This window comes from Roseixanthobacter psychrophilus (assembly GCF_043195195.1).
Classification (GTDB): domain Bacteria; phylum Pseudomonadota; class Alphaproteobacteria; order Rhizobiales; family Xanthobacteraceae; genus NCEH01.
In genome coordinates this window covers 24,977-40,924 of sequence record NZ_JBAFWT010000038.1, presented here as the reverse complement: position 1 = coordinate 40,924, position 15,948 = coordinate 24,977, and the positions used below count along the sequence as shown (strand labels likewise).

At 64.3% G+C, this 15,948-nt stretch carries 14 protein-coding genes and 1 pseudogene; 6 read left to right on the top strand and 9 right to left on the bottom strand.

All coding sequences use genetic code 11. The features are described 5' to 3' along the window. Both V5F77_RS23320 and V5F77_RS23315 read left to right on the top strand, forming a co-directional pair. Positions 1-1,365, top strand: a 1,365-nt coding sequence (locus V5F77_RS23320; protein ID WP_429007710.1) for an Nramp family divalent metal transporter, incomplete at its 5' end; no start/stop codon positions are given. A gap of 138 nt (positions 1,366-1,503) precedes the next feature. Continuing rightward, positions 1,504-2,016, top strand: a pseudogene (locus tag V5F77_RS23315) (helix-turn-helix domain-containing protein); the annotation flags it as partial. 78 nt (positions 2,017-2,094) lie between these two features. On the opposite strand, the gene V5F77_RS23310 reads toward V5F77_RS23315, so the two are convergent. Next, the gene (locus V5F77_RS23310) at positions 2,095-2,493 is read right to left on the bottom strand and encodes a MerR family transcriptional regulator (RefSeq protein ID WP_132034681.1); all 399 of its coding nucleotides are present in this window, start codon (positions 2,491-2,493) and stop codon (positions 2,095-2,097) included. A gap of 69 nt (positions 2,494-2,562) precedes the next feature. Between V5F77_RS23310 and V5F77_RS23305 the strand changes: the two genes are divergently transcribed. From V5F77_RS23305 to V5F77_RS23290, 4 genes are all read left to right on the top strand, one after another. Next, positions 2,563-4,707 carry a heavy metal translocating P-type ATPase gene (locus tag V5F77_RS23305; RefSeq protein ID WP_429007709.1) on the top strand — a complete coding sequence of 715 codons (2,145 nt, stop codon included), beginning with the start codon at positions 2,563-2,565 and terminating at the stop codon, positions 4,705-4,707. Positions 4,708-4,914: 207 nt separating this feature from the next. Then, a complete protein-coding gene (locus tag V5F77_RS23300; protein WP_245504803.1) occupies positions 4,915-5,514 on the top strand; it encodes an SCO family protein in 600 nt (199 codons plus the stop codon). 178 nt (positions 5,515-5,692) lie between these two features. After that, positions 5,693-6,217, top strand: coding sequence for a signal peptidase II (gene lspA / locus V5F77_RS23295; protein WP_132034674.1), 525 nt, complete (start codon positions 5,693-5,695; stop codon positions 6,215-6,217). 1 nt (position 6,218) lies between these two features. After that, positions 6,219-6,956, top strand: a complete 738-nt coding sequence (locus tag V5F77_RS23290) for a cytochrome c biogenesis CcdA family protein (RefSeq protein WP_132034672.1) — start codon at positions 6,219-6,221, stop codon at positions 6,954-6,956. Positions 6,957-8,220: 1,264 nt separating this feature from the next. On the opposite strand, the gene V5F77_RS23285 is transcribed toward V5F77_RS23290, so the two are convergent. The 8 genes from V5F77_RS23285 to V5F77_RS23250 all read right to left on the bottom strand — a co-directional run bounded on the left by V5F77_RS23285 (position 8,221) and on the right by V5F77_RS23250 (position 15,872). After that, complete coding sequence (locus V5F77_RS23285; protein WP_132034860.1) at positions 8,221-8,862, bottom strand: NrsF family protein; 642 nt, start codon at positions 8,860-8,862, stop codon at positions 8,221-8,223. Then, positions 8,859-9,416 carry a sigma-70 family RNA polymerase sigma factor gene (locus tag V5F77_RS23280; protein ID WP_132034858.1) on the bottom strand — a complete coding sequence of 186 codons (558 nt, stop codon included), beginning with the start codon at positions 9,414-9,416 and terminating at the stop codon, positions 8,859-8,861. Before V5F77_RS23280 ends, V5F77_RS23285 begins: the two co-directional genes overlap by 4 nt. A 115-nt stretch (positions 9,417-9,531) precedes the next feature. Continuing rightward, positions 9,532-10,023, bottom strand: a complete 492-nt coding sequence (locus V5F77_RS23275; RefSeq protein WP_132034856.1) for a DUF411 domain-containing protein — start codon at positions 10,021-10,023, stop codon at positions 9,532-9,534. Positions 10,024-10,058: 35 nt separating this feature from the next. Further along, positions 10,059-10,751: a c-type cytochrome gene (locus V5F77_RS23270; protein ID WP_132034854.1), complete on the bottom strand. Its 693-nt coding sequence runs from the start codon at positions 10,749-10,751 to the stop codon at positions 10,059-10,061. Between the two features lie 8 nt (positions 10,752-10,759). Beyond that, the gene (locus V5F77_RS23265) at positions 10,760-10,891 is read right to left on the bottom strand and encodes a hypothetical protein (RefSeq protein WP_429007711.1); all 132 of its coding nucleotides are present in this window, start codon (positions 10,889-10,891) and stop codon (positions 10,760-10,762) included. A gap of 12 nt (positions 10,892-10,903) precedes the next feature. Continuing rightward, positions 10,904-14,068 (bottom strand): efflux RND transporter permease subunit, encoded by a 3,165-nt coding sequence (locus tag V5F77_RS23260; protein WP_132034852.1) that lies wholly within the window; start codon positions 14,066-14,068, stop codon positions 10,904-10,906. Further along, positions 14,065-15,468: an efflux RND transporter periplasmic adaptor subunit gene (locus tag V5F77_RS23255; protein WP_132034850.1), complete on the bottom strand. Its 1,404-nt coding sequence runs from the start codon at positions 15,466-15,468 to the stop codon at positions 14,065-14,067. Before V5F77_RS23255 ends, V5F77_RS23260 begins: the two co-directional genes overlap by 4 nt. Next, positions 15,465-15,872 (bottom strand): FixH family protein, encoded by a 408-nt coding sequence (locus V5F77_RS23250; protein ID WP_132034848.1) that lies wholly within the window; start codon positions 15,870-15,872, stop codon positions 15,465-15,467. Before V5F77_RS23250 ends, V5F77_RS23255 begins: the two co-directional genes overlap by 4 nt. Between the last annotated feature and the right edge of the window lie 76 nt (positions 15,873-15,948).

Genomic DNA, 15,948 nt, shown 5'->3' with positions numbered 1-15,948 from the left:
TCCGACTCTCAGGCCGCCACCGCCTCGCGACCCGCCATGGAATTCTCGCGCATTTCCGACGAGGACCGCCCCAGCCTGCCGGAGGTCCATGCGTCGATTGCGGTTCCGCACGCCGCATCATGGGGACGACGCCTCCTCGCCTTCCTGGGGCCGGGCTACATGGTCTCGGTCGGGTATATGGATCCCGGCAACTGGGCGACCGATCTCGCCGGCGGCGCCCAGTTCGGCTACACGCTGCTGTTCGTCATCATGCTCTCGAACCTGATGGCGATCCTGCTCCAGGCGCTCGCGGCCCGGCTCGGAATCGTCACGGATCGCGACCTGGCCCAGGCATGCCGCGCCTACTACCCGCGGCCGGTGAACTACGTGCTGTGGTTCGCCTGCGAACTGGCGATCATCGCATGCGACCTCGCCGAGGTGATCGGCACGGCCATCGCCCTTCAGCTCCTATTCGGCATCCCGCTGATCGGCGGCGCGCTCATCGCGGCGCTGGATGCGTTCCTGCTGCTGTTCCTGATGAACAAGGGCTTCCGCTTCCTGGAGGCGTTCGTCATCGCCCTGCTGGTCATCATCTTCGGATGCTTCGCCATCCAGATTGCGGCCGCGGCCCCGCCGGTCCATGCCATCCTGGAAGGACTTTTCATACCCTCGCCGGAAATCGTGACAAATCCCGAGATGCTGTATGTCGCCATCGGCATCATCGGGGCGACGGTCATGCCGCACAATCTCTACCTTCATTCCTCGATTGTGCAGACACGGGCCTATCAGCGCACCGAGCACGGCCGACGGGACGCCATCAAGTGGGCGACGGTGGACTCCACCATCGCCTTGATGCTGGCGCTGTTCGTCAACGGTGCGATCCTGATCGTCTCGGCGGTGGCGTTCCACGGCACCGGGCACCAAGACGTCGCGGAGATCGGACAGGCATTCGAGCTTCTGTCGCCGCTTCTCGGCCTCGGAATCGCGTCGGTCCTGTTCGCCGTGGCGCTGCTGGCCTCCGGTCTGAACTCGACGGTCACGGCGACGCTCGCCGGGCAAATCGTCATGGAGGGGTTCCTGCGCCTGCGGATACCCCATTGGGCCCGCCGCCTCCTCACGCGCGGCATCGCCATCATTCCCGTGATCATCGTCACGGCGATCTATGGTGAAAGGGGAACGGCCCAACTCCTGGTCTTCAGCCAGGTGGTGCTGTCCATGCAGCTTCCCTTCGCGGTGCTTCCGCTGGTTCAGTTCGTCTCCGATCGGCGAAAGATGCGTGACTTCGTCATCTCCAGGAAGGTCGCCATCCTCGCCTGGATCGTGGCGTCGCTCATCCTCGCCCTCAATTTCAAGCTCCTTTACGACATGGCCACCGGGGCTGGTTGATCTCATGGTGTCGGTTGCGTGCTTGCCAAACTCTGCGCTCGAAGGTGGGCGAGAAAATACCGGAAGCGAAACGCTGCGCCCTGATGTCTCGATCCGCAGGAGCAACCTGCCGGGCCGGAGGAGACGAAAGGGCGTGAGATGAGAGGGCTGACGTCTTGGCGCACAATTGGCGTGGCGCTGGGTTTTGCGGGTGGTGGACTGCCCATCGTGACGCTGCTTCCAGAGGAGGCACGGGCGCAGTCCGCGACTGCACCGCCCGCGGCAGGAGGAGTCATTGAGTTGCCTGCGGTTCAGGTGGTCGACACGTCTCCACTCCACGGTACCGGCATAGCTGCGGACAAGGTGCCTGACCCGGTGAACGCGGTCAGCGCACAGGATGTCCAGCGCCTCTTCACCTTCTCCGTCACGGACGGGCTATTTCAGTATATCCCGGGGGTGACGACATCGGACGTTCAGGGCAATCCTTTCTTCCAGGATTTCCGCTTCCGCGGTTTCGCTGCCACCCGCCTCGACCTTTATCGCACCCTCGTCCGAGCAGGCGGGGCGGGCCTGAGTGTCGCCACTCTTCAGGAGAAGCACGGGATCCCGGCATCCACGCTTTCCCATCACCTTCGCAGGTTGATTGACACAGGCCTCGTCACCCAGGAACGCTAGGCGACGCACGATCACGCCCACTGAGACCTGGCGCCGAGAATCCGGCATTCACGGCCGATGCGGGGAAGGGAAAGTTCAGGGAGACAATGCCTCGACGATGCGGCATTCGGCGACCGTGCCGCAATGGCATTGCTTGATCATGCCGTCGAGCTCACGACGCAGGGCACGCAGGTCGGCGATCTTCCTGTCAACTTCCGCCAAGTGCTTCCTGGCGATCGCGTCGACGGCTTCGCAAGGCCGCTCACGTTCGTCTGCAAGGTCGAGCAGCGCGCGGACCTGATCGAGCGAGAAGCCGAGGTCGCGCGACCTTCGGATGAAGCTCAGCCGATTCAGGTGTTCCGCCCCATAGGCGCGGTAGTTGCCCGACGTTCGCGCCGGCGCGCTCAGGAGCCCGATGCGTTCGTAGTACCTGATTGTCTCGACCTTGGTGTTCGTCAGCCGTCCCAGCTCGCCGATCGCCAGATACGCGTCCATCGTGCATTGACCCTGTAGTTGGTACAGGGTGCATATGGGAGGTCACGTTGGACTTGTCGAGGTGACGAGATGGTTGCCGCCAGTACCCTGAAGCTGAAGATCGAAGGCATGGACTGCGGTGCCTGCGCCGCGAAGATCGAAACAGCCATGCAGCGGCTGCCGGGTGTCGCGGACGTCGCTGTCAATTACAGCCAGGGGGCGCTTTCCCTCACCCTCGACGCAGACCGGACCTCTCGCGCTACGATCGAGGCCAAGATCCGAGCGCTCGGCTACACGCCGGTGGATGGACCTGCGGGTTCCGCGAACGACCGCGATGATGCAGGAGGGCAGAGCGCGTGGTGGTCGTCGCGCAAAGGCCACTTGGTCATCGGTACCGGTGCCATTCTCGCGCTCGCCTATGTCGTCTCGCATTTCGAACCGGCATGGTCGGACTGGGCCTACATTGCCGCGACCCTGATCGGGCTCGTGCCGATCGGCAGGCGAGCGATAACCGGCGCCATGTCGGGCACGCCGTTCAGCATCGAGACCTTGATGTCGATCGCCGCGATTGGCGCCGTTGCCATTGGTGAGGCGGGCGAGGCCGCCGTGGTGGTTTTCCTCTTCGCCGTGGGCGAACTTCTGGAGGGTGTCGCCGCCGGGCGGGCGCGCGCGGGCATCAAAGCGCTGATCGACCTCGTGCCGCGCACGGCACGCCGGGCGCGCGGCTTCGAGGTCGAGACGGTGCCGGTCGAGGCGTTGGGGCTCGGTGACATCGTGGTGGTGCGCTCCGGCGACCGCGTGCCCTCGGACGGCATCGTCGTCGAGGGGATGTCGGAGGTCAACGAGGCACCGGTGACCGGAGAATCCATCCCGGTCGCGAAGGAGGTCGGATCGACCGTCTATGCGGGCAGCATCAATGCCAATGGCGAACTTCGCGTCGAGATCACCCGGACGGCTTCCGACAACACGATCGCCCGCATCATTCACATGGTCGAGGAGGCGCAGGGTTCGAAGGCGCCGACCGCTCGTTTCATCGACAGCTTCAGCCGCTGGTACACGCCTGGCGCCATGGTGGTATCCGCGCTCGTGGTGTTGGTGCCCCCGCTGTTCCTCGGCGCCGAATGGTTCACTTGGATCTATCGCGGGCTGGCGGTGCTGCTGATCGCCTTTCCTTGTGCCCTCGTCATCTCGACCCCCGCCGCCATCGCCTCGGGCCTCGCGAGCGGGGCGAGGCGTGGCCTTCTGATCAAGGGTGGCGCCGCGCTGGAGACGCTTGGCAAAGTGAAGACGGTCGCTTTCGACAAAACCGGCACACTGACCGTGGGGCGGCCGCAGGTCACGGACCTGATCGCGATCGCGGGGATGGAGGCCGACGTGTTGGCGAAGGCCGCGGCCGTCGAACGCAGCACCAGCCACCCGCTCGGCCTGGCGATCGTCGCCGAGGCCGAGACGCGTGGCCTCGATATCCCGAGGGCCTTCGGCGCCGGCATTGCAACGCCGGGCAAGGCAGTGACCGGACGCCTCAAATCCGGCTTCGTCTCGGTCGGCTCACCCCGGCACGCCGCGGAACAGGGCGGTGTGCCGGAGGAGGTGCTGGCGCGGATCGAGACGCTTGAGGGAGAGGGCAAGACCGTCGTGGTGGTCAGCGAGGGCGCGCGGCTGATCGGTCTGATCGCCTTGCGCGACGAGCCGCGTGCGGATGCGGCGGAGGGTCTTGCTAGGCTACGGACGCTTGGCATCCGTTCGATCATGCTGACGGGTGACAACGCACGCGCCGCAGCCGCGATCGGCGGCGCGCTCGGTCTTGAGGCCAGGGCCGAGTTGCTGCCGGATGCTAAGCTCGATGCGATCGCGGCTTTCAAGAGCGAGGGCCCGATCGCCATGGTCGGGGACGGGATCAACGATGCGCCCGCGCTCGCCGCCTCTTCGGTTGGCATTGCCATGGGAGGCGGCACGGACGTCGCGCTCGAGACGGCTGACGCGGCGCTGCTGAGGAACCGTGTCACCGGCGTTGCGGAACTGGTCGCCCTGTCCCGGGCAACCCTGGGCAACATCTGGCAGAACATCGCGCTCGCCCTTGGTCTCAAGAGCGTCTTCCTGGTGACGACGCTCCTTGGGACGACGCCACTCTGGATGGCGATCCTCGCGGATACCGGCGCAACAGTGCTGGTCACCGGCAACGCGCTGCGGCTGCTGCGTTTCGGGCAGGCTGGCAATCCGGGGAAGGAAAGATAGGAATTTGACGCGATCAAACGCCCTGGCGCTCCCCTCCGCGGTTCAACGTGCCAAACGGCGTGTTGCAGGTGAGACATTCCCCGCGCTTTCGAACTTCGAGAAAGCTGCATCGATCATGGTCTTGTTCACCGTCCAAGATCTTGGTGCCGAGACCGCCCCGGGAACCCACTACGGCCATGGCGGTAAGCAGCCATGAATCGTATGCGCATGATCCGTATCGCCTTGTGGGGGCTCGTCGCCGTGGCCTGCATCGCGGTTGCCGGGGTGGCGAGCGGCGTCCTTCCGATTCAAAAATCACCGCCCGTGCAGACCGGTTCCGATATTCCCGACATTGGCGGCCCGTTCCGGCTCACGACGCACAAGGGAACGGTACTGACCGATGCCGACCTTCATGGACGGCCGTTCCTGGTGTTCTTTGGGTTCACCAATTGTCCGGATATCTGCCCAACGACGCTCTCCGAACTTACGATGCATTTCGAGAAGCTGGGCCGCGACGCCGACAAGCTCAGCACGGTGTTCATCACCGTGGATCCGGATCGCGACACTCAGGACCTGCTCTCCCAATACATGGAGGCCTTCGATCCACGTTTCGTCGCGTTGCGCGGAAGCGTGGCCGAAACCGAGGCGATCGCGAAGGCGTACAAGGCTTTCGTTCGCAAGGTTCCGTTGGAGAGCGGCGGCTACACAATGGATCACAATGCGATCGTCTACTTGATGGATCGTGACGGTCGATTCGTGAGCTCCCTCGACCCCCATGAGAGCGAAGACGTCCAGCTTGCGAAGCTCCGGCGCCTGATCGCCGGATGAACCACACACGCTATCCGCTGCCATGTGGGCAAAGCTTGGCAACATTCGACTCGATTCGACCTAGGCCTATTCCTCCAGAAGGCGACGGGTAGCTAGCTCGGGCCGGTCCGGTACGCTCTCGATTGAGCACAAATGCACTGGCCGCAGAGAACGGCTCAACAATGAGGACTGAATAATCGTGGCGTATCCGAGGTTGATTCGTCGAAGTGCATTGGCCGGTGGTGCTTTAACTGCTGCCCTCGCGGTCGATTTCGTCACGAAGTGGCTGATCGTCGACTTTATATTGGAGCCGCCACGCACGATCGAGATCGCGCCATTTTTCAATTTGACGCTCGGTTTTAACACGGGGGTCAGCTTCGGGATGTTCCGCGAGCTTTTCCTTGATCGCCCATTGTTGCTTGCCGGAATCAAGATGGTGATCGTCGCCGGACTTCTCGTGTGGGCCATGAATGCTGCAAGGCCTTCCGAGACGATTGGTCTCGGCCTGATTGCCGGCGGTGCAGCGGGCAATGTGTTGGACCGGATACGTCAAGGTGCCGTCACCGATTTCCTCGATTTCCATGTCGGCGGCTGGCACTGGCCGGCCTTCAACATGGCGGACACGATGATAACGATTGGCGTCGTCCTACTGATCGCAGGCCCCTTTTGGTCGGCGAGGGCGACGATTCCGGTCCAGAAGCGACCGAGCCGTGAGGGGAACTGACGTGGCCGTCATAGACGTGTCTTTGCTTGGGATAGCCACGGCTGTGTTAGCCGGTGCCATTTCCTTCCTGTCGCCCTGCGTACTGCCGCTGGTGCCGGGCTATTTGTCCTATGTCGCGGGAGGAGCAGACTGCGCTGCGAGTGACGGAAGGACACGTCAGCTCCATGTTCTAGGACCCGCGCTCCACTTCGTGCTCGGCTTTACCACCGTCTTTGTTTTGCTTGGGCTCAGTGCCATGGCCCTTGGCGGAATTCTGCAACGGTACCAAATGGAGGCGAACCTGATCGGTGGCGCGTTGGTCGTCGTCTTCGGTCTCGCTATGACAGGACTGCTACGTTTGCCCGTTGCACTGATCGCGGATCGGCGCTGGCGCGGGCCGAAGCAGATCAGAGGCACTTTCGGGGCCTATCTTCTCGGCATAGCCTTCGGCTTTGGCTGGACGCCCTGCATCGGCCCCGTGCTTGCCTCGATCCTCACCGTCACGGCAACCTCGGCGGGCAATGGAGCGGTGCTCCTTGGCGCCTACGGTCTCGGCCTCGGCATCCCGTTCCTGCTTGTAGCACTGTTCTTCGGCAGCGCGGCCGCAGTCCTGAAACGCATGCGGCGCGCCGGAACGGTCCTCAACATCAGCGCTGGGGTAGTGATGGTGGGCGTCGGCATTCTGATGATGACGGGTCGCCTGCAGGAGATCGCCATTTGGATGCTGACGACGTTCCCAGCACTCGGCAACATCGGTTGAGGTGCGCGACCGCATCCTACCATTCAGAACGGCGAATGACCTTGCCCGAACACTTGGTATTCCGAGTGAACCTGCAACGGTGGTCGCGGTCATCGTCGCAGGCTGCACGAAGAGAACCAACCGCGGCCAAGTCAACGGCGTCCGAGAAGAGGCGAAAGCCGACCGTTCGGGCAAGCGATCGCTCGCGTCCGCTGTGGTTGGCGCGGGCTCCGGTGCATTATCACCCGGGGATGGCCGTGAGCCGGCTGATCCACCCGACATCTTGCTCATGCCGAGCGCGCACATGACAATACAAGGCAGCACAGTGAGAAGAAGCGGCGCGATCCCGGCGACCACCAGCCAGTTCCACTTGAAGACGAGGCCCAGACCAAGCGCGGTCAAGCCAAGCATGAGCAGCCCCCGGCGACTGCCGGGAATGGAGCGGATCGCATTGGTTGCGGCGCATATGGCCAAATTCGGCACAGAGCCGCTCGCGGGTGTCATGGATAATTCTGCCATTGTTGCGACGCCGAATGATTGGCGACGGGGGATCGTTGAGGCCTCGCACCTTGGAGACGCCGAACTTCGAACGCCTCGCTGCCACAGGCCGACGCAAGGTGTTTGTGGGGCTGTCTCCAAGACCGACGGCTAATAGCGCGAGCGCGCCCGACCATCGCGCGATCGGGGAGGGTTACGGGTTCCCAAAATAGAGAGTGGGTAGTCCTTAACAGGTGGCCGCAGGCTCTCTGATGTGTCACTTGCAGACGTGTGACTTGCATGTCCACGGCTGGGACTTCGGTCCGCCTTGGTAGGTGCAGTTCCCCCAAGCACTGTCGTTCCGCCTGACAGGTGCAAGTCCCCCAGGCATCTTCGGTCCGCCTTGGTAGGTCCAGGCGGCAGATTGCTCGCCACTTCCGCATGGAGCCGCCTGGGCAAATGGGGTCGTTTCCTCGATCGTCCGAACTTCGGTGGAGGACGAGTGCTTGTTCGAAGTGGCGGCAGCATTTGCAATGCCGGGGACCGCCAGCAACGGCAGCAGCAACGTGGTTGCGAGAAGGCGTTTCATGATCATGGTCCTATTCCTTATCGGTCAAAGAGCGCTTTGCGTGCTCTGACCATGAGTTCGGAAGGACCGACAGATCGGACACAGTTTCACAGGAATGTGAGATGGCAGAACCAACGACGGAGAATGGCTTCGCGAGCCTGGACGTACCCTGATCGAGTCAGCAGAAACGCAGCCCGCGCCGCCGTGCGGTCTTGGCGCACCACCGTGCCCAGAAGCAGCTCACCAACGCAGGAGCCATGGCCCGAGCTTGGCACCGGCGAAGCTGCACAAGGCGATGGTCCCGCCGTACCAGAGGGCGATGAACGGCAGCGAGTCGTCTATGCAATGAAGCGCGTAGCCAGTCGCGCTCACGGCGCCGGCGATCAGGCCCACCAGGGCGCCTGTGCGCACAAGATCCGTCGGCGCCGTCCTACGCACCGCCCAGATGATCACAGCAAACGGTACGATGGCGATGGTGGGAATGGATAAGAGACATTCGAGCCATTGGTCTCCGGTGATCATCTTGTTCCAATGCGAACTCGGCGCCGATGAGAGACTGATGGCGGCGAGCAGCATGATCGCGATGAACGGCAACGCCATCAAGGCGATCGATGTCTTTCGTTCCCCGCCGGGACGGGAGAGCCTGATCAGGTAGACGGATGCCGGAACGAGGATTCCCATGGTGAAAGCGAGCTTCAAGAACAGGGATGTCAGGGCACCCGCTTCGTCCAAGTCCGCACGAATGCCAAAAGTGAACAGCATGGCGCCAAGCGCCACTATAGCTCCGACCACGACGGCTGAGCTGAGCGTCCGCACGAATTGCCGACGGTCTACCCGCTCGACATTCGCACCCAGCATGGAGATCAAATCATCCGTCTTCATGTTCTCTTCTCCCGCGCGATCACGGCGGCCAGGGCCCTCAACCCTCGTTGTATGTTGACCTTCACTGCCGATTCCGAAGTGCCGCACTGCGCCGCAGCCTCGGTCACACTCAAGCCGTCCAGCTTCACGCACTGGATTGCGCACCGCATGCGATCCGGGAGCTGCCTCAGAAGTCTGTGAAGATCATATGCGCTTTCCACTTCGACGTGATCGTCATGCGCCATGAGCTCCCCCACGTCGTCGATGGGCACTTCCTTGAGGGATGCGCGTGTTCGGCGCAAATGGTCGATGAGCTTATAGCGCGCGATTGCATAGACCCAGGGGGTGAATAGCTCGTCAGGATGATAAGTATGCCTCCGTGTGTGCACGGCCAGGAGCACCTCCTGTACCAAATCCTCCGCCTCGGATGCATCCCGAGCGATACGCGCCAACCTTGTTTTGTAATAGCCGCGCAAATACCCGCTGAGCCGATCGAGAAGCATTCGATGCGCGGCCGAGTCTCCGTCGAGACCAGCGGTCATCAGCCCCTTCAGCTCGGCCTCGCTCGCCGTCATGCGCGACGCTTGTCTCCGATCAGGCGTCACCTGACGGCCAGCTCCCATGGGAGTGGTCATTATAGGGCCTTCATTTGCCGCTGGGCGTGGCCCGCGGCGAGGGACCCTCGCCCAGTCATAATTCCTGAGCACCGCGATAGTACGCGAACGTGCGATTCCCTGCTTGCCCGAACAGAACCACCTCGTAGGTCTCCGGCGCCTTGCCGGGAGCCTCCATGCCGGGCGATCCAAGCGGCATCCCGGGAACAGCCAGACCTGTCGCCTTTGGGTGCTCGGCGAGGAGCTTCTTGATTGCGCCCGCCGGCACATGGCCCTCGATCACGTACCCGCCGATCTGTCCCGTGTGGCAAGCAGCCAGGGCGTTCGGCACGCCGAGCCGGACCTTGAGAGGAGCGAGATCCGCAAGATCCACCACCTCGACCGTAAAGCCGGAGCGCCTCAGATGCGTCACCCAACCGCCACAGCAACTGCAGGTCGGGTCACGGGTCACGACCATCCTGGGCAGCATCTCAGCCGCCCAAGTGACTCGCGACACGGTGAACATGGTGGCCACTTGCGCGGCACCAATTATCAGCTCCCGACGTGTGCAAAGTAGATTTGGTTTCATGATGTTCTCCAGGTTAGGCCGCCTCGACGAAGACCTCAGCAGCCTGGCTTGATCCACGCGCTGATCTCTTCCGGCACGGCGAAGATCACCGATGCACGATCGCCCATCATGCCGGCATCGAGGATGGCCGGCGCATTCCTTTCCGGTCCGTCGCCACCCGAATCCGTCTTGAAGCGGAGATTGCGTTCCCAGATTTCATGCGTCTGGCCATCGGCCGTGGTGACACGGTAGGTGTCGCGGCAATAGGTGATTGCCTGCACCCGCTGAGCAGGCTCAAGCCGGCGCAGATTGGGGACGGGGCCGCCTCCCATCATCCCACCCCTGGAAGCGGCGGGCGGCTCGGCTGCCGTGCGACCCGGAACCGTTGCATCCTTGAGGAAGGCGATGAGATCGGCGCGCACGCCGGCCTCCTTGATGCCCGGAAAGGTCATCCGATTTCCCGGAATCATATGTGCCGGATCGGCCAACCACGGATCGAGAGAGGCTTCATTCCAGACAACGTCGGCAGTCTTCAGCGCCGGCGAGTAGCGTTCGAAGCCTGCCAGGCTTCCAGCCTTGCGTCCCCATAGCCCGGCAAGGCTCGGCCCGGTCATGTTGCGGTCGGGCGCGAGCGAGTGGCACGCGGCACAGGCCCGGTAGGCTTGGCGGCCACGGGCGACATTACCTTCTGCCGCGAGAGCGGGTGAGACCAGGATGCAGACGATCGATACGGTGAATAGTGAACGCATGATCCGCCTCACCGGAACAAGAGGTATTTCACGAGGGCGGCAATCACCAGACCCAGGACGATGAGGCCGACGATGCCGAACAGGCCCATGCCCCACATCATCCCTCCATTCATCATGTCGGACATCATGTCGGACATCATGTTCTCCGCCCTTCATTCCGCAGCGCCGAGCGCGGGATCGCGCACCCGCGCAGCGGCCTCCACCTCCCTGGGCAACTGCCAGCCCTTCACGAGGGCGTAGATGGCCGGGATCACCACCAGGGTGAGCAGCGTGGAGGACACCATGCCGCCGATCATCGGCACGGCGATGCGCTGCATCACCTCCGAGCCGGTGCCGGTGCTCCACAGGATGGGCAATAGGCCCGCCATGATGGCGACAACCGTCATCATCTTCGGACGCACGCGCTCCACAGCGCCGAGCATGATGGCCTCATGGAGATCGGCACGGGTAAAGAGGCCTCCCTCTCGGGCCCGCTTCTCCCGAAGCTCTTCCAAGGCCTGGTCGAGATAGATTAACATGACGACGCCAGTCTCCGCGGCGACCCCGGCGAGGGCGATGAAGCCCACCGCCACCGCGACCGACATGTTGAAGCCGAGCCACCACATCAGCCAGACGCCGCCCACGAGGGAGAAGGGCAGCGAGAGCATGACGATCAGCGTCTCGGTCAGGCGCCGGAAATTGAGGTAGAGCAGCAGGAAGATGATGAGCAGCGTGACGGGGACGACGATCTGCATCCGCGCCTCGGCCCGTTGCAGATATTCGAACTGTCCGCTCCAGCCGAGGGATGTGCCTGGCGGCAGTGTCACCGACGCGGCCACCGCCTTCTGCGCGTCGGCCACGTAGCCACCGAGGTCGCGGCCCGCGATGTCCACGTAGATGTAGACGGCGAGTAGGCCGTTCTCTGTGCGGATCGAGGTGGCGCCGCGCGTGAGCTCCACCTTCGCCACCTCGCCGAGCGGAACGGATCCGCCGCCGGGAAGCGCAACCTGGACCTCGGTGGCGATGGCACGCGGGCTCGAGCGCAGGTCGCGCGGGTAGCGGATGTTGACCCCGTAGCGCTCGCGCCCCTCGACCGTCGTGGTGACGGTCTCTCCGCCCAGAGCGGTGGCGATCACGTCCTGCACGTCGCCGACAGCGAGGCCGTAGCGGCCGAGCGCCGAGCGGTCCGGGACGATGTCGAGGTAATAGCCGCCGATCACCCGCTCGGCATAGGCACTGGAGGTGCCCGGCACGGTCCTCAGCACGGCCTCGATCTGGCGTGCGATCTTCTCCATCTCGGCGAGGTCGGTGCCGAACACCTTCACCCCGACGGGCGTGCGGATGCCGGTGGAGAGCATATCGATGCGGGCGCGGATCGGCATGGTCCAGGCGTTCGAGACACCCGGGAACTGGAGTGCCTTGTCCATCTCCGCCTTCAGGCTGTCGAGGGTGACGCCGGGGCGCCACTGGTCCTTCGGCTTCAGGTTGATGATGGTCTCGAACATCTCGGTCGGCGCCGGGTCGGTGGCGGTCAGGGCGCGCCCCGCCTTGCCGTAGACGGTGTCCACCTCCGGGAACGTCTTGATGATGCGGTCCTGCATCTGGAGGAGTTCCCCCGCCTTGGTGACGGAGATTCCCGGCAGGGTGGTGGGCATGTAGAGCAGCGTGCCCTCGTCGAGACTCGGCATGAATTCGGAGCCGAGCTGGCGCGCGGGCCAGACGGTGACGGCCAGCGCCGCCAGCGCGAGCAGGATCGTCAGCGTCTTCGCCCGGAGCACGCCGCGGATGACGGGGCGATAGATCCAGATCAGGAAGCGGTTCACGGGATTGCGGTGCTCGGGGATGATCCGGCCACGGACGAAGATCACCATCAGGGCTGGCACCAGCGTAATCGACAGCAGGGCCGCCGCCGCCATGGCGAAGGTCTTGGTGAAGGCGAGCGGGCCGAACAGACGCCCCTCCTGCGATTCCAGGGTGAAGATGGGCAGGAAGGAGACGGTGATGACCAGCAGGCTGAAGAACAGCGCGGGCCCGACCTCGCTCGCCGCCTCCACCAGGATTTCGATGCGGGGCTTGCCCGGCGGGGCGCGCTCCAGGTGCTTGTGGGCGTTCTCTATCATGACGATGGCCGCGTCGATCATGGCGCCCACAGCGATGGCGATGCCGCCGAGGCTCATGATGTTCGACCCGATGCCCACCAGCTTCATGGCGGCAAAGGCCATGAGGATGCCGACCGGCAGCATGAGGATGGCGACGAGCGCGCTGCGCAGGTGCAGAAGGAAGACGATGCAGACCAGCGCGACGATGATGCTCTCCTCCACCAGCGTGCGCGTCAGGGTGTCGATCGCCGCGTTGATGAGGTTCGAGCGGTCGTAGACAGGTATGATCTCGGCACCATTCGGCAGGCTGCCGGCGATCTCGGCGAGACGGTGCTTCACGTTGTCGATCACGGTGAGGGCGTTGGCGCCGAAGCGCTGCAAGACGATGCCGCTCGCCACCTCGCCTTCGCCGTTGAGCTCGGCGATGCCGCGCCGCTCGTCGGGGCCGATCTCCACCCGCGCCACATCCCTGAGGCGCAGCGGAACGCCGCCCTCCGACTTCAGGACGATGTCCTCGATGTCCGCCGTCGTCTTGATGTAGCCGCGGCCGCGCACCATGAACTCGAACTCGGAAAGCTCCAGCGTGCGCCCGCCCACGTCCCGGTTGCTGGCGCGCACGGCATCGCGCACGACCGCCAGCGAGATGCCCTGCGCGCGCAGCCGCAGCGGGTCAACGACGATGTTGTACTGCTTGACGAAGCCGCCGACGCTCGCCACCTCCGCGACGCCCTCGGCCTTGGAGGCGGCGAACCGGATCACCCAGTCCTGGAGCGAGCGGAGCTCTGCCAGGGTCATATCCTTGGCAATCACTGCATACTGATAGACCCAGCCCACGCCCGTTGCGTCCGGGCCGAGGCTCGGGGTGATGCCGGAGGGTAGGCGCTGGGCTGCCGTGTTGAGATATTCGAGCACGCGGCTGCGCGCCCAATAGGGATCGGTGCCGTCCTCGAAGATGACGTAGACGAAGGACACGCCGAAGAAGGAGAAGCCGCGCACCACCTTCGATTTGGGCACGGTGAGCATGGCCGTGGTGAGGGGATAGGTGACCTGGTCCTCCACCACCTGGGGCGCCTGGCCGGGGTAGTCGGTGTAGACGATCACCTGGACGTCGGAGAGGTCGGGGATGGCGTCGAGCGGCAGGGTCCTAACCGCGTAGATGCCAGCCGCAACGGCGAAGACGGTGCCGACGAGGATCAGGACCAGATTGCGGGCGGACCAGGCGATGAGTCGGGCGATCATGGCGTCTCCTCCACCTTTGCCATGCCGCGGAGCGCGGCCTTCAGGTTGCTTTCGGCATCGATCAGGAAATTCGCGGAGACGACCACCCGGTCACCTGACGCGATCCCGGTGCGGATCTCGGTGTAGCCGTCGCCCTGAAGCCCGGTCGTCACGTCGCGCGGCTCGAAACGGCCATCGCCTTTGTCCAAGATCACCACCTGGCGCGTGCCGGTGTCGATCACCGCGCTGTCGGGGACAGCCACCACTAGGCTGCCGCTGCCCGCCGCGATCTCGACGTCGGCATACATGTCCGGGCGCAGCACGCCGTCCGGATTGGGGATCTCGATCCGAACCTTGGTGGTCCGCGTTTCCTTCGCCACCTGGGGATAGATGAGGGCCACGCGCCCCTCGAACGTCCGGCCCGGCAGGCTGCGGATGCGGACGGTTGCGGATTGGCCGGGTGCGATGCTGGCGAGGTCGTATTCGGGCACGTCGGCCAGCACCCAGACCGTGGAGAGGTCGGCGATGCGGAACAGGACCTCTCCCGCCGACATCCTCATTCCTTCGGTAGCGTTGCGCTCCAGCACCACCCCATCGCGCGGCGCGGGCCAGCGGAACGCCGGCGGCACCTTTCGCGTCCGCTCGATCTCCGCGATCACCTCCTCCGGGACGCCGAGGTTCGCAAGGCGGCGGTGGGAACCTTCATAGCCAGGGGTGATCAGGAGCTGGACGGCGGCGGTGGCGATATCGGCGGAGCGCAGCTCCAGCAGGGGCTGGCCCTTGCGGACCTTGTCGCCCGTGGTGACCTTCTCCACGATGCCGACGAAGGAATCCGCTGGAACCGCCACGACCGAGACGCTGCGCTCGTCCGGCTGCACGGTTCCGGGCACGCGCACCCGGCGCAGGATCGCGCGCTCGGATGCCGTCTCCGACCGCACGCCCGTCCGCTGCAACTTGCCCAGCGCGATCTTTACGATCGATCCGTCTTCGTCCTCGCCCTCATGGACCGGGATGTAGTCCATCCCCATGGAATCCTTCTTGGGCACGAGCGAGGTATCCGGCAGGCCCATGGGATTGCGGTAGTAGAGGATCTTCTTCGGCGTGGCGTCGGCCGCCGATAGCGCCGGGACGGGTGGACGGTCCTCGAAGCTCACGTCCTCGCTCGCCCGGACGGGCAGGAAGTCCCGCCCGTCGTCGGTCTTGCGGGGATCGAGCGAATAGGCCGGGCGGCCGTCGGGGTCCCGGTAATAGATGATGGGACCCGAAGCGACTGTGAGCGTTTGCCCCGCTGCATTCATCGAAGCGGGCGGGGGGATGGAGGAACCGGGGAGCACGACGCCGTGCTGCCCGACCCAATAGCCTCCGGCCCCCGCCGCCACGATGGCGACGAGGGTGAGGCCCGCAAGGGCGGTCCGTGTCACGGCACGGCCTTCAGGACCAGCTTGTCCTCGACCGTCCCGGTCTCGCCCTGGACTTTTGCGCCGAGCGACAGCCGCCAGCCGCCTTCCATGGAAAGCTTGGTCTTGAAGCGGTAGACGCCCGGCTCGGTGGAGGACACCTGCTCGATGGGCGAGGCCATCATCTCCATGCCGTCGGGCGCCATGTCGATGCGCTTGGCGAAGATGACGGCATCAGGCACCGCCTTGCCCGACTTCTTGTCGATGAGCCGGACGGCGACGATCGCGCCATCGCCGACCTTCACCTCGGTCTGGACGAGCTGGAACTGGTAGTCCTGGGGGTCCGCCCACGCCGAGGACGTGGTGACGGATACGGCAAGGGCCGCGAGCCCCGAAAAGAGGGGCCGCTTCATGCGGAAGGAAGTCATTTTCCGGTTTCCTGAATCATCGTGAGGACGCGCAGGAGCGGCAGCTGGGTGCCGCATAGCTGCGCATTCGTGCCGC

Coding starts and splice junctions, on each gene's coding strand:
- V5F77_RS23250 (WP_132034848.1), bottom strand. CDS start 15,872: ATGACTTCCTTCCGCATGAAGCGGCCCCTCTTTTCGGGGCTCGCGGCC.
- V5F77_RS23285 (WP_132034860.1), bottom strand. CDS start 8,862: ATGAAGACGGATGATTTGATCTCCATGCTGGGTGCGAATGTCGAGCGG.
- V5F77_RS23280 (WP_132034858.1), bottom strand. CDS start 9,416: ATGACGGCGAGCGAGGCCGAGCTGAAGGGGCTGATGACCGCTGGTCTC.
- V5F77_RS23305 (WP_429007709.1), top strand. CDS start 2,563: ATGGTTGCCGCCAGTACCCTGAAGCTGAAGATCGAAGGCATGGACTGC.
- V5F77_RS23270 (WP_132034854.1), bottom strand. CDS start 10,751: ATGCGTTCACTATTCACCGTATCGATCGTCTGCATCCTGGTCTCACCC.
- V5F77_RS23260 (WP_132034852.1), bottom strand. CDS start 14,068: ATGATCGCCCGACTCATCGCCTGGTCCGCCCGCAATCTGGTCCTGATC.
- V5F77_RS23300 (WP_245504803.1), top strand. CDS start 4,915: ATGATCCGTATCGCCTTGTGGGGGCTCGTCGCCGTGGCCTGCATCGCG.
- V5F77_RS23275 (WP_132034856.1), bottom strand. CDS start 10,023: ATGAAACCAAATCTACTTTGCACACGTCGGGAGCTGATAATTGGTGCC.
- V5F77_RS23265 (WP_429007711.1), bottom strand. CDS start 10,891: ATGATGTCCGACATGATGTCCGACATGATGAATGGAGGGATGATGTGG.
- V5F77_RS23310 (WP_132034681.1), bottom strand. CDS start 2,493: ATGGACGCGTATCTGGCGATCGGCGAGCTGGGACGGCTGACGAACACC.